This window comes from Leifsonia sp. Leaf264, assembly GCF_001422325.1.
Lineage (GTDB): Bacteria > Actinomycetota > Actinomycetes > Actinomycetales > Microbacteriaceae > Orlajensenia.
The window spans coordinates 241221-254302 of record NZ_LMMR01000007.1 but is presented as its reverse complement, the minus strand read 5'-3'; the positions used below and the strand labels follow the sequence as shown (position 1 = coordinate 254302).

General features: G+C 69.5%; 12 protein-coding genes and 1 tRNA gene. 6 read left to right on the top strand and 7 right to left on the bottom strand.

Annotated features, from left to right (window positions below):
- The first annotated feature begins 196 nt into the window (after nt 1-196).
- Nucleotides 197-1939 carry a glycoside hydrolase family 13 protein gene (locus ASF30_RS16985; RefSeq protein WP_055909399.1) on the top strand — a complete coding sequence of 581 codons (1743 nt, stop codon included), beginning with the start codon at nt 197-199 and terminating at the stop codon, nt 1937-1939.
- Between the two features lie 95 nt (nt 1940-2034).
- Here the strand turns inward: ASF30_RS16985 and ASF30_RS16980 are convergent, their stop codons facing one another.
- The 4 genes from ASF30_RS16980 to ASF30_RS16965 all read right to left on the bottom strand — a co-directional run bounded on the left by ASF30_RS16980 (nt 2035) and on the right by ASF30_RS16965 (nt 6416).
- Nucleotides 2035-2943, bottom strand: a complete 909-nt coding sequence (locus ASF30_RS16980) for an endonuclease domain-containing protein (protein ID WP_055909395.1) — start codon at nt 2941-2943, stop codon at nt 2035-2037.
- A gap of 195 nt (nt 2944-3138) precedes the next feature.
- Nucleotides 3139-4374 carry a M23 family metallopeptidase gene (locus tag ASF30_RS16975; RefSeq protein WP_157497481.1) on the bottom strand — a complete coding sequence of 412 codons (1236 nt, stop codon included), beginning with the start codon at nt 4372-4374 and terminating at the stop codon, nt 3139-3141.
- Between the two features lie 224 nt (nt 4375-4598).
- Nucleotides 4599-5414, bottom strand: a complete 816-nt coding sequence (locus ASF30_RS16970) for an inositol monophosphatase family protein (protein ID WP_055909389.1) — start codon at nt 5412-5414, stop codon at nt 4599-4601.
- A 126-nt stretch (nt 5415-5540) separates the two neighbouring features.
- Nucleotides 5541-6416: an SDR family oxidoreductase gene (locus tag ASF30_RS16965; RefSeq protein WP_055909385.1), complete on the bottom strand. Its 876-nt coding sequence runs from the start codon at nt 6414-6416 to the stop codon at nt 5541-5543.
- Between the two features lie 110 nt (nt 6417-6526).
- Here ASF30_RS16965 and ASF30_RS16960 point away from each other — a divergent pair, with 110 nt between their 5' ends.
- Nucleotides 6527-6925: a winged helix-turn-helix transcriptional regulator gene (locus ASF30_RS16960; protein WP_055909381.1), complete on the top strand. Its 399-nt coding sequence runs from the start codon at nt 6527-6529 to the stop codon at nt 6923-6925.
- Nucleotides 6926-6970: 45 nt separating this feature from the next.
- On the opposite strand, the gene ASF30_RS16955 is transcribed toward ASF30_RS16960, so the two are convergent.
- A complete protein-coding gene (locus ASF30_RS16955) occupies nt 6971-8428 on the bottom strand; it encodes an MFS transporter (protein WP_055909378.1) in 1458 nt (485 codons plus the stop codon).
- A gap of 74 nt (nt 8429-8502) precedes the next feature.
- Here ASF30_RS16955 and ASF30_RS16950 point away from each other — a divergent pair, with 74 nt between their 5' ends.
- Nucleotides 8503-9204, top strand: a complete 702-nt coding sequence (locus ASF30_RS16950) for a helix-turn-helix domain-containing protein (protein WP_055909374.1) — start codon at nt 8503-8505, stop codon at nt 9202-9204.
- Between the two features lie 102 nt (nt 9205-9306).
- Here the strand turns inward: ASF30_RS16950 and ASF30_RS16945 are convergent.
- A tRNA-Tyr gene (locus tag ASF30_RS16945) sits at nt 9307-9391 on the bottom strand.
- Nucleotides 9392-9570: 179 nt separating this feature from the next.
- On the opposite strand from ASF30_RS16945, the gene ASF30_RS16940 reads away from it, so the two are divergent.
- The 3 genes from ASF30_RS16940 (at nt 9571) to ASF30_RS16930 (ending at nt 11901) form a co-directional block, all read left to right on the top strand.
- The gene (locus ASF30_RS16940) at nt 9571-10587 is read left to right on the top strand and encodes a LacI family DNA-binding transcriptional regulator (protein WP_055909370.1); all 1017 of its coding nucleotides are present in this window, start codon (nt 9571-9573) and stop codon (nt 10585-10587) included.
- A gap of 122 nt (nt 10588-10709) precedes the next feature.
- Entirely contained in the window at nt 10710-11198 is a 489-nt protein-coding gene (locus tag ASF30_RS16935; RefSeq protein WP_055909368.1) for a YajQ family cyclic di-GMP-binding protein, read from the top strand.
- A 4-nt stretch (nt 11199-11202) separates the two neighbouring features.
- Nucleotides 11203-11901, top strand: a complete 699-nt coding sequence (locus tag ASF30_RS16930) for an NUDIX domain-containing protein (RefSeq protein WP_055909364.1) — start codon at nt 11203-11205, stop codon at nt 11899-11901.
- Between the two features lie 160 nt (nt 11902-12061).
- Here ASF30_RS16930 and ASF30_RS16925 read toward each other — a convergent pair whose 3' ends face one another.
- Nucleotides 12062-13060 (bottom strand): alpha/beta hydrolase, encoded by a 999-nt coding sequence (locus tag ASF30_RS16925; protein ID WP_055909363.1) that lies wholly within the window; start codon nt 13058-13060, stop codon nt 12062-12064.
- Between the last annotated feature and the right edge of the window lie 22 nt (nt 13061-13082).

Genomic DNA, 13082 nt, shown 5'->3' with positions numbered 1-13082 from the left:
AGAAATTCCTTCACCGCGTGAGGCGCGAAAGGTCGTTCTCTCGACGTGCCTGCTGAATGCAAGCGATTACATGTATACCCGCTGGACCGTCATCCGCCAAACTGCGCGTGCAGAACCGATACGCGGTTGTGACCTCGGATACCTGCCCGAAACATGCAATCGCTTGCATTCCTTCGAATTCGCGTATGGTGTCGCCATGAGTACAGAGAGCACCGTGGCCGACGAGGCGCGCTCAGCGAGCGCCACCGGTGGCGCATCCGCCGAGGCGAAGCCGGCCTCGGAATGGTGGAGAACCGCCGTCATCTACCAGATCTACCCGCGCTCGTTCGCCGATGCGAACGGTGACGGCATGGGCGATCTCGCCGGCATCACCCACCGCCTTCCGGCGCTCTCCGACCTCGGCGTCGACGCCATCTGGCTCTCGCCGTTCTACACCTCGCCGCAGCGCGATGCCGGCTACGACGTCGCCGACTATTGCGACATCGACCCGCTGTTCGGAACCCTCGCGGACTTCGACCGGATGAAGGATGCCGCGCACGAGCTCGGCATCCGTGTGATCGTCGATCTGGTCCCGAACCACTCGTCCAGCGATCACGCCTGGTTCCAGGCAGCGCTTGCCGCGCCGGCCGGCAGCGTCGAGCGCGAGCACTACATGTTCCGTGACGGCCGCGGAGAGAGCGGCGAACTGCCGCCCAACAACTGGGAATCGGTCTTCGGCGGCGCCGCATGGACCAGGGTCACCGAGACCGACGGCACGCCGGGCCAGTGGTACCTGCACCTGTTCGACTCCTCGCAGCCCGACCTCAACTGGGACGACCCATGGGTGCGCGAGCAGTTCCGTGACATCCTGCGCTTCTGGCTCGACCGCGGCGTCGACGGATTCCGCGTGGACGTAGCGCACGGCATGGTCAAGAAGCCGGGCCTGCCCGACTACACGCCGGCCGAGGGCACCGGAAGCATGGGCGGTGGCATGGCCACCCTCGAGCCCGCCATCAGCACCGAGCTGCCCGACCTGCCGCCGTACTGGGGCCAGGACGGCGTGCACGACATCTACCGCGACTGGCGCGAGCTGCTCGACACCTACCCGGGCGAGCGCATCCTGGCCGCCGAGGCCTGGGTCGACCCGCTCGCGCGCATGGCCAACTGGGTTCGCCCCGACGAGATGCACCAGGCTTTCAACTTCGCCTACCTCGAGACGCCGTGGAACGCAGCGGCATTGCGCTCTGTCATCGACGAGTCGCTCGCCGCGTTCGCCGCCGTGGGGGCGCCGTCGACCTGGGTGCTGTCCAACCACGACGTGGTGCGTCACGCCTCCCGCCTCGCGCTCACCGCCGAGAACCTGCAGGGACACGGCATCGGTCCGAAGACCGTGGGCCTGCCCGACCCCGAGGTCGGCCTGCGCCGTGCCCGCGCGGCCACGGCGCTCATGCTCGCCCTCCCCGGCTCCGCGTACCTGTACCAGGGCGAGGAGCTCGGCCTGCCCGAGGTCATCGACCTGCCCGACGACGCCCGCGAGGACCCGACCTGGTTCCGTACCAACGGCGAGCGTTACGGGCGAGACGGATGCCGCGTGCCCATCCCCTGGGAGACCGGCGGCCCGTCCTACGGCTTCGGCCCGTCGACCGCATCCTGGCTGCCGCAGCCGGCCGTGTGGGCGGAGTACGCGCGCGATGTGCAGGTCGGTGTCGAGGGATCGACGTTGGAGCTCTACAGGAGCGCCCTGAAGCTGCGACGGGAGCACGCTCTCGCGTCGGGTGCCCTGGACTGGAGCGACGCCCCGAGCGCCGACGTTCTCGTCGGGCGCAACGGGGACGTGATCGTTGTCGCCAACACCGGCTCGACCCCGGTCGAGCTGCCCGCGGGCGAGGTGCTTCTCGCCAGCGCGCCGCTCACGGATCGCAGCCTGCCCGCCGACACCACGGTCTGGCTCGCCGCGTAAGGCTGCCCGCCGCGCGCCGCCCGCCCCGCGCCTGTACTCGGCTGCGTTTGCAGGATGAGCGCCGACTTGGCTGCATATCGCAGCCGTGTCGCTGCTCATCCTGCAAACCTGAACTGAGTGGGCCCAGCCGCGCGCGATCGACCCCAGCGGTGCTCGTTCCGGCGGACGAGATGCAGGATGCCGGCCGCGACCTCATCCCAGTGCTCGATGACCATCCGATAGCTGAGCCTGAGCACCAGATAGCCCTGCATCGTCAGCGCGAAGTCTCGCCGGCGATCCTCCTCGAAGGCTTGTCCGGTGTGGAAGGTTCGTCCGTCGAGTTCGAGCACCAGCCTGTCGCCGATGAGGATGTCGACTCGGCCGGCGGGAGCGATCCACACCTGCGTTTGGTACTTCACTCGCGTCGTCGCCAAGAGCAGTCGCACGAGGGACTCCAGCCCGGATTGCGCTCCGGCGTCGGCTCTGTCGAAGATCCATGCCTTGCCGGCCGGAATCCGCGGTCGCATGGCAGCGAGATCTCTGCGCCCCAGCAGTCGCTTGTTCAGGGCCGAGTCCAGAGCCGCCAAGGCCGATCGCCCGTCGCCGCACCGGAACATCTCGACGATCGCGTCGGCGATCGAGTCGACGCAGACTGAGCGCTCGGACGATGGGGAGTAGTGCACGCACACCCCGTGGTTGGCGCTGTCGAGGGGAACAGCCCTGTCGTCGGGCGACGTCAGCCGGCTCGCCGTCGACTTCACCCGTACGTGCAGGAGGTCGTCCGAGAGAGTCCAGAGCCCTCGTATCCGAGCCACCGAAGCCCCTGTCAGCACGCCGCCCACGCGCACGGCCCTGACGACGTCTGCATCCGCCTCAGTGATCGCGAACCATCGGTTCCTCACTACACTGAGCGCCCCGGCCTTCACGGCCGCTCTGACGCTCGCCCGCGAAGCACCGAACTCATCCAGTGCCCGGTAGTCGGCCACTCCTCCGACGCTTGCAACGAACCGCTGAATCTCGTCCATGCCCCCAGCGTCATCGCCGCGAGGATCACTGGATCTGCCGATCGCTCAGCTGTGGACGGAGCCCGAGCACCGCTACTTGGGGAGGAGAAGCACCCCGCCGAATGCAGGACCACACGCGACACAGGCGCTTATCGCAGCCGTGTCCGGCTCAGTCCTGCAATCGCAGGCTGAACGACACCAGGCGGGACCGCCGCGTCAGTTGGTGTTGGCGTAGAGCCACTCGAGGGGATCGGTCCAGGGGCCGTCCTTGCCGCCGAGGCGGATCTCGAAGTGCAGGTGCGGGCCCGTCGACATGCCGGTGTCGCCGGTCTTGCCGATCACGTCGCCGACCTTCACGGTGTCGCCCTCCTTGAAGAGCATCGATCCGTGGATCATGTGCGCGTACACGCTGGTGACGACCTCGCCGTTGATGACGTGGTCGATCATCATGTGGACGCCCAGGTCGCCGTCGCCGTCTTCGACGTAGCTCACGACGCCGTCGGCGATGGCCTGGATGGGAGCACCGAGGCCGGGGTTGAAGTCCTGGCCGTGGTGGTTGGAGGAGCATCCGGCACAGTCGCGGCTGCCGAAGCGATCGCCGATGTGCACTCCGACCCGGAACGGCCACTGCACCGTGCCGTTCGGGTCGTTGGTGAAGGACGCCTCGAGACGGATGCCGCTCTCAGCTGCGACCTGAGCCACAGTCGAGGTGTCGTAGCCGTCGCGCTGCACGGAGTCGGCCGTCACGTCGTCGCCGACGGTCACGGTCTGCGCCTCGCCGCTGTCGGTTCCGGTCGCTGCGGCGACGGCCGCGGCCGCCTGCACATCGGCGGCTGAGAGGAGGGCGTTGGCCGGGGTGGTCGTCGCGACTGCGAGCAGGGCGACGACGACGATGACGAGACCGGCCATGCCCTTGGCGGCGAGATGCCTCGAGACACGGCGGGAGACCGATGCCTGGGCCGCGACGGGGACCGCCGCCGTGGGGACACTGCCACGTTCCGGCAGCGAGCCGGCGGGGGCTGCGCGGCGACCGCGCGAAGGCGGAGTCACTTCGTCGGCGTCGGCGGTGCGGGCCTCGCGTCGTGACGACGGCTGGGCCGGAGTCGGGGGAAGATCGGCCGCGGGAAGCTCGACCCTGAGGGCCGCCCGATCGCGGGCCGGGATCGTCGTGGAGGCGATGTCGACGGTGTCGACCGTGGAGAGGACCGCTGTCGACGGACCGGTGACAGCCTCGTCGGCGGTGTCGTCTGACACGTCCAAGTCGTGCGGCACGTTCGCCACCGAGGGCACGTCGATCTCGACAGGCGCAGCCGGGGCGACCGTCGCCTCGGCCGCGAGCTCGGCCGCCAGCTCACGCGCACGTTCCAGCTCCCGCAGTTCACGCCTGGTGAGAGGTGCATCCGGGGACCCTCCAACGCCAGACGAGGCTGGAGTCAGGGGGGATGAATGCAAAACGATACCTTCGGCACAGGGAGGAACAGGGCGCCACCGGCCAGGGGATACCGGTAACGGATTGGTAAAGGCTAACGAAGCCCACCTGATATTTCTATGTATGCGAGTGGAATCACCCCCGCACGAGTCACATCCATCCTAACCACGCGACCACCCGCGAACCGCCCGCCCGCGCTCGCGGGATGGCAGCTGAATCGCCCGTGACTGTGGAGGAGTACCGCAGGTCAAGCCGTGTATCCGGCCTCGATCAGGAGCGCTTCGAATGCGTCGAAGAGATTCGGCTCGGCAGCGATGGTCATGGCCGTGCCCTCGGCGGCGCCGCCCACTCCCCCGACCTTCGCGCCGGCCTCCCGGGCGATGAGCCCTCCGGCCGCGTGATCCCACGGATTGAGCCCACGCTCGAAGTGCACGTCGAGTCGGCCCGCCGCGAGGTAGCTCAGATCGAGTGCGGCCGAGCCGATGCGACGGATGTCGCGCACGCGCGGCAGGACCGTCCGCAGGATGTCGGCCTGCACGGCCCGCGTCTCCGACGAGTAGGAGAACCCCGTGGCCACGAGGGCGTACGGCAGCTCGACGCCCTGGTTGACCGCGAGGCGGGTGTCGCCGAGCCACGCTCCTCCCCCGGCGCTCGCGCGGTAGGTCTCGCCTGCGGCAGGGCCGACGACCACTCCGGCGAGCGCCGTCCAGCTGGCGGGGTCGGGGTCGCCCTCGACAACGGCGACGCTCACGGCCCACGCCGGCAGTCCGTAGAGGAAGTTCACAGTGCCGTCGATGGGATCGACCACCCAGGTGAGGCCGCTCGTTCCGCCTGAGGCATCCGATTCCTCCCCGAAGAAGCCGTCGTTCGGGCGAGCGTCGGCGATGAGCGATCGGATCAACGCCTCGGTCTCGCGATCCGCCTGGGTCACGATGTCGGTCGGCCCCGACTTGGTGGCCGCGACATCGACCCCCTCCCGTCGGCGCTGCAGGGCGAGGGCTCCGGCCCGCGTCGCGATGTCGTGGGCGAGGGTGAGCAGCTCGGAGTTCACGGCGTCGGTCATGACGGCCACGCTACTCCGGACCGCGGATGCCGCCACGGCCCGCGGATGCCGCCACGGGGGCGACGGCATCCGCGGTCCGCGCGGTCGATGGCATGCGCAGTCAGAGCTGTCGACTGTCGGATGCCGTCAGACTGCGACGGCAGCCGTGACACTCGCAGCACGCAGGCCGTCGATGAGGGGAGTCGTCGGTCGACCGATCAGCCGCGCGAGCTCACCGCTGGTGCCGTCGAGCAGACCGTCGCGGATGTTGCCGTCGAGCGCGACGACGAAGCCGGCTGTTCCCTCGTCGAGGCCGGCGGCCGCCAACGCCGCGAGGTGCTCCTCGGGGCTGAGCGACTGGAAGCTCACGGGAGTGCCCAGCAGCTCGGATGCTGCATCGGCGAGCTCCGCGAAGTTCCAGGCGACGTCGCCGCTCAACTCGTACACGGCACCCTCATGGCCCTCGGTCGTGAGCACGGCCGCTGCCGCCTCGGCGTAGTCGGCGCGGCTGGCGCTGGAGACGCGCCCGTCGCCGACGGAGGCCGCGATGACGCCGGTGCCGGCGGCATCCGTCACGATCCTGACGTAGTTCTCGGTGTACCAGCCGTTGCGCAGGATGGTGACGGCGAGCCCCGATGCCTGCAGCAGCTCCTCCGTCGCCTTGTGCTCGGGCGCGAGGATGAGCGGCGAGGTCGTGGCCTGCGGGGCGCTCGTGTAGACGATGCGTCCGACTCCGGCCGCGACCGCGGCATCGATGACGATGCGGTGCTGTTCGACGCGCTGCCCCACCTCGCTGCCCGAGACGAGAAGCACGGCGTCGGCACCGTCGAGGGCTGCGGCCACGGAGGCGGCATCCGTGTAGTCGATGCGCGCTGTGCGCACCCCGCGGTCGGCGAGGTCGGCGAGCTTCTCGATCGAGCGGCCGCCGGCGACGATGGTGTCGGCGGCGACACCACGGGCGAGCAGGGATTCGACGGCGAGGCGTCCGAGGTGGCCGGTGGCTCCGGTGACGACGATGGGCATGATGGGTCCTTTCCCAGAGGGATGATGCTGTCTGCGTACAGGGGTGCCAACGGAGGCGCGTCCGGATTACTTCCCGCTGGGTGGTACCCACTTTTTGGTAAGGTAGCCACATGACGGTAAGTGACAGTCGGCTCGACGCCCTCCCCGGCTTCAGCGGCGGGCGATTCCCGGCGGCATGCAGCAGCCGCACCGTGCTCGACCACGTCACCAGCAAATGGGGCGTGCTCGTGCTGCTCACCCTGTCGGCCGGAGGCCTGCGGTGGGGCGAGCTGCGTCGCACCATCGAGGGCATCAGCGAGAAGATGCTGGCGCAGACCCTGCGCACCCTCGAGGCCGACGGCTTCGTCCTGCGCGAGGCCCAGCCCGTCATCCCGCCCCGCGTCGACTACAGCCTGACCGACCGCGGCCGCGACCTCGCCGACCGCCTCATCCCGCTCATGGGATGGATCGCCGACAACGCCGACGAGATCGTGGACGAGGCGCGGTCAGCGGAGCGAGCTCGCGCCTGACGCTCCGCCGCCACGCCGCTTCGGGCTGACACCACCGGTCGAGCGTCAGGCGCGACGCGCCCTGGCTGCGAGGACGACGGCGACGACCGTTCCGACGGCGCTGGCGACAGCCGCCACCCAGAAGGCGAGGGAGAACGCGAACGCCGGGTCGAAGCCCGCGACGGCTCCAGCGGCCAGCAACGCCGTCACGACCGGCGCGGCTGCTGCAGAACCGATCGTGCGCACGACGCCGTTCAGCCCGGTCGCAGCACCGGTCTCGTTCGCCGGCGACGAGGTCACGACCAACTGGGCACAGATCGCGTAGCCGATGCCGTTTCCGAGGCCGAGCACGGCGAAGCCGAGGATCACGGCCAGGGGGCTGCCGGGCCAGACCGCGAGGGCGACGGCTCCGATGCCCATCACAGCCGCGGCGATCACAGCGGTGCCGCCACTGCTCACCCGGGCGACGAGCACAGGGGTCATCCGGCCGCCCAGGAAGACCAGGACCGCGCTCGGGAGCATCGCCAGCGCCGAGACCGTCACGCTCATGCCGTGCCCGTAGCCAGTGCTCGCCGGAGCCTGGAGCAACAGGGGAAGGGCGACGTAGCAGACGTAGGGGACGAAGCCGACGACGACAGTCAGGAGGCTGAGGAGCGCGATCGGGCCGTGCCTGAAGGTGCGCACGTCGACCACGGGGGAACTGCTGCGCAGCTCGACGAAGACGAGGGCCAGGAGAAGCAGGATGCCGGCCGCGCCGACGCCGATGGTCAATGGCGATGCCCAGCCCCATGCGCCTCCCTGTGAGACCGCGAGCAGCACGCCGACGAGTCCGCCGGCGAACAGCAGGATGCCGGGCCAGTCCGTGGCGCCACTGGTGGTGGGCGCGGCTCCGCGGGGAACCCAGGCGAGCACCATCGCGATGGACACGAGGATGAGGATGGCGCCGATGATGAAGACCCAGCGCCACGACAGGGCGTCGACGACGACTCCGCCGACCACGAGGGCGAGACCGGCACCGAGACCGATCATCCCCGGGATCCAGCCGAAGGCCGCCGCGAGCCGACGTCCCGTGAGATTCGAGCGGGTGAGCGCGAGGGCGAGCGGGAAGGTCGCCGTACTGACGCCCTGCACCACCCGGGCAGCGAGCAGCACGCCCAGGTTCGGCGCGGCCGCAGCCACGATGGTCGATGCCGCGAAGACCAGCATCGCCGTGAGCATGACCTTGCGGTGGCCGAACCTGTCGCCGAGATTGCCGACGACGGGCGAGAAGACCGCACCGGCCAGGAGGAAGGCCGTGAGGATCCATCCGGTGCCCAGGCTCGTCGCGCCGAGGTCGCGCCCGATGGTCGGCAGGGCGGGAACCACGAGGGTCTGCATGAGCGAGAACGCGAAGACCGCAGCGCTGAGCGCGAAGGTGAAGCGGCCGGGACGGCTCGGTCCGGCAGTGTCGGTGACGACGGGGTCGGCCCTCGTGGCGTCGGTGATTCTCGCGGCCGGAACCGTGGCGATGTTCGCGGTGGACATGGTGCTCGCTCTCGAAATGAAACGGAACGGAATCTCCGTTCCGTTTCAGAATAGCATTCATCTACACTGAGGTCATGCCGGACCCCGCAGCCACCGACCGCCCCCTGCCCGGGCGGCAGCGGGAGGCCCGATCGAACGATTCCGCCGTGCTCACGGCGGCCCGCGAGGTCTTCTCCGCCCGCGGTCACGACGCATCGATGGCCGAGATCGCCCGCCACGCCGGTGTCGGTGTCGGTTCCATCTATCGGCGCTACCCGACGAAGGAGGCGCTGGTCGAGGCGCTCCGCGTTCACGCCGTCACCGAAGCCGCTGCCCTGGCCCGCGAGGTTCGGCTTGCAGCCGACGGCGTGCCCGTCCACTCCTCCACTGAAGAGGCCGGCGACGAGCCCGGCGCCATGCCGGCTGGAGCCGTCGGCACCTTCCTCGCACGGCAGATCGCCGGCGCCACGGGTCCCATCCTGCAGCCGCCGGGTGGCGGGGGGCCGATCTCGCCGCAGCTCGCCGCGGCATCGGAGGATCTACGCACCAACCTCGAAGCACTGGTCGAGCGTGATCGCGCCGATGGCATGGTGCCCGACGGTTTCACGACGGCCGACGTGATGCAGCTCCTGCTGCACCTGCGCCCGGCGCTCCCGTTCCCCCGGGCGCATGCCGACGCACTCCACCTCCGCTACCTCGGGTTCGCCATGCGCGGACTGCACGAGCAGGCGCAGTCGGGCGACTCCCTGGGCCGAGGACCGCACTGGGACGAGTGGATGGGCACCTGGCACGACTGACGGGCCATCCAGCCCGACGCCCCGCGGCATCCGGCAGCACGAGAAACGGCATCCGGCAGCACGAGAAAGCCCCGGCCGGATCCGAGGATCCGCCGGGGCTTCTGGTGGCGAGTGAGGGATTCGAACCCCCGAATGCTGAGCAGTCTGATTTACAGTCAGATCCCTTTGGCCGCTTGGGTAACTCGCCGAAGCGCACCCGACCACATGCAACCACATGACCGAAGACGCGTGACAAGGATAACCGGCAGATCGCCAGTCGTGAAATCGACGGATGCCGCCGCAGGGCGGGTTGCCCGGACGCCCTGTCGGCCCGGGCGTGCCGTACGCCGATAGGATTCACGGGCAGACGAATCGAAGGGCACGTTCATGGCCGGCATCGAAGAGGTCGCCCGGCTCGCCGGGGTCTCGACAGCCACCGTCTCGCGCGCCCTCAGCGGCAACGCTCACGTCTCTCCTGCCACCCGTCTCAAGGTGGAGGCCGCGGCCCTCGAGCTCGACTACGTGGTGTCGTCGAATGCCTCGAGCCTGGCATCCGGTCGCACCCGGAACATCGGCGTCGTGGTGCCGTTCCTCAACCGGTGGTTCTTCTCCTCGGTGCTCGAAGGCGCCCAGCAGTCGCTCCTGCGTCACGGCTACGACCTCACCCTGTACAACCTCTCCGGAGACGGCGACGAGAGGCGCAGTGTGTTCGAGCACTTCCTGCTGCGCCAGCGGGTGGATGCGGTGATCGCCATCTCCCTCGAGCTCACCGAGAGCGAGGTGACGCGACTGCACGCGTTGCGGAAGCCCCTCGTGGGCGTCGGCGGCCCGATCCCCGGCGTGCGCACCCTCACCGTCGACGACACGGCCGTCGCACGCCTGGCCACCGAGCACCTCCTCGGGCTGGGGCACACCCGCATCGCCCACATCGGCGGCACCCTCGAGTTCGACCTCGACTTCCACCTGCCCACGAACCGGCGTCTCGGCTACGAGCATGCGCTGACGGATGCCGGGGTCGAGATCGACCCGTCGCTGTTCGCGCCGGCCGACTTCACCATCAAGGGTGGTTACCACGCGGCGAAGCAGCTGCTGGGCGTTCCGCACGACAGGCCGACCGCGATCTTCGCCGCGTCGGACGAGATGGCGATGGGCTCGCTGCTGGCGGCCCGCGACCTCGGCCTGGTCGTGCCGCGCGACGTGTCGATCGTCGGCATCGACGACCACGACCTGTCGGACTTCTTCGGCCTCACCACCGTCGCCCAGTTCCCACGCGGACAGGGCGAGAAGGCCGCCGAGATGCTCATGGAAGAACTGGCGCCCTCGCCGCTCGCGGAGCTGCCGGCGACGACGCCGCTGCCGTTCGCCCTGAAGGTGCGCTCCAGCACGGCGCGGCCGTCGACCTGACCTCGATCGAGTGGCGCCGCCGCCGGCGACGCGCATGGGCCCCGCCGACCGGATCTCGATACGTGGCCGACTTCGTCGGGCACTACTCGATCAGCGGGAGCAGGGATCGGTAGGCTGGCAGCATGGCTGATTCCACGTTTGACATCGTTTCCAAGGTCGACAAGATGGAGGCGGAGAACGCCGTCAACCAGGCGCGCAAAGAGGTCGAGCAGCGCTACGACTTCAAGAACGTCGGCGCCTCGGTCGAATGGAGCGGCGAGAAGATCCTGCTGAAGGCCGCCACCGACGAGCGCGTCAAGGCCGTGCTCGAGGTGGTCGAGTCGAAGTTCATCAAGCGCGGCATCACACTGCGCTCGCTCGACACCGGCGAACCGTACCCGTCCGGCAAGGAGTTCCGCATCGAGATCGCCCTGAAGAACGGCATCGACAGCGAGAACGCCAAGAAGGTCTCGAAGATCATCCGCGACGAGGCTCCCAAGAGCGTCAAGAGCCAGATCCAGGGCGATGAGCTGCGCGTCTCGTCCAAGAGCCGCGACGACCTGCAGGCCACCATGGCCCTGCTCAAGGGCAAGGACCTCGAGGTCGCCCTCCAGTTCGTCAACTTCCGCTGACTCGATGACGGATGCCGCAGCCGGCGCCGGGCCCGATGCCGGCATCCTCGGCGTGCCCGGCGTCGATGCCCCCGACCGCCGCGGGCGCACCGGACTCGACCGGGTGGGGCTCGACCTCTCCGGCAACCCGCGGGTGCGCATCCGCGACGTGCGACTGCTCACCTCGAACTGGTACGTCACCCGGGTCACGTCCTTCGACTTCCAGCACAGCGACGGAACGTGGTCGACCCAGGAGCGGGAGACCTACGACCGCGGCGACGGCGCGACCATCCTGCTGTACAACAGCGCGGATCGCACTGTGCTCCTGACCAGCCAGTTCCGCTTCCCGGCCTACGTGAACGGGCATGAGGACGGCAACCTCATCGAGACCGTCGGCGGTCTGCTCGACGACGATGACGCCGAGACCGCCATCCGTCGCGAGGCCGAGGAGGAGAGCGGCGTGCAGGTCGGCGCCGTCGAGCATGTCTTCGACGTGTACATGAGTCCGGGCTCGGTCACCGAGAAGCTGCACTTCTACGCTGCGCCGTACGATGCCGACCGCGCAGCGGGCGGCGGCCTCGCCGATGAGGGCGAGGACATCACCGTGCTCGAGGTGCCGTTCAACGAGGCGCTGGCTCGCATCGGCGACGACATCATCGACGCGAAGACCATCATGCTGCTGCAATGGGCGGCGCTGCACGGCCCGTTCGCGCCGTCGGCCTGAGCGCCGACAGCCCGAGCGGCGACAGCCTGAGCGGCGACAGCATGAGCGGCGGCTGCGCCCTCCCGCCCTGCGCCATTTCGCGGGGTAGCGCGCCCCCGATAGGCGGTGCAGTCCACGACGAAATGGCGCGCGGGGCGACCCGCGGCATCCGGAGCCGCTATCAGTTCGGGGCGTACCCGCTCAGCCACCGCGTGATTGCCGCCATCGCGGCCTCGCGGGCCGGCGGCGCCGACAGGAAGACGTCGTGCAGGGCGCCCGGAACGCGCGCGACGGTCACGGTGCCGCCGAGCTTGAGCGAGCGAGCGGCGATGTCGTCGACGACCAGCACCGAGTCGCTCGAGCGCATCGCCGTCGACCAGCGCGGGGCGATGGTGGAGCGGTCCGACATCATCGAGAGCACCGGCGCCTGGATGTCGAGGCCGGCTGCGACGCGCGCCTGGCCGGAGAAGATGGCGCTCAGCCACGCTGGGTGCACGGGGAAGCCACGCACCGGCCGCCACGCGTCGTCGTACTCCCACTCGCCCTCGCCGGCTGCCTTGGAGACGGCCCGGGTGTAGAACCCGAGGTCGACGTTGGGCATCGGCGCGCGCGGGTTGAGGCGGGCCTCGGCACGGGTGAGCGGGGTGATGGCCTGTCGCCCGATGGCACTGGCCTGGAACTCGAGCCAGGCACTGTTGAGCACGACGCCCCGAGTGCGATGCGGATGCCGCGCCGCCCAGAGGCTCATGGTCAGGCCTCCGGTCGAGTGGCCCATGAGCACGAGAGACCTCCCGCCCAGGTCGTCGTGCGGCGAGTGCCCCATGGCGGCGAGCGCCGCTTCGATGTCCTCGTCGTACTCGCCCAGATCGGTGACGAACCCCGGCGTCTGGTGCGGGCGCAGGCTGCGGCCGTACTTGCGCAGGTCGAGGGCGAAGAAGCGGGCGCCCTTGTCGTGCCAGTAGTCGGCGAGGTGGGTCTGGAAGAAGTAGTCCGACCAGCCGTGCACGTAGAGCACGTCGATGCCGTGCGCCGGCCCGTGTCCCGGCAGTTCGAGCGGTAGGCCACGGCGGCGCACCAGGGTGGCGACGACCTCGCCCTCGGAGTCGTCCGCGAGGGGCAGCGTGAGCTGCTCGTACCCGCGCCCCAGCACATCCGGCTGCCATCCGTGCGATCTGACCACAGCTTCACTCTAGGAGCCGGGC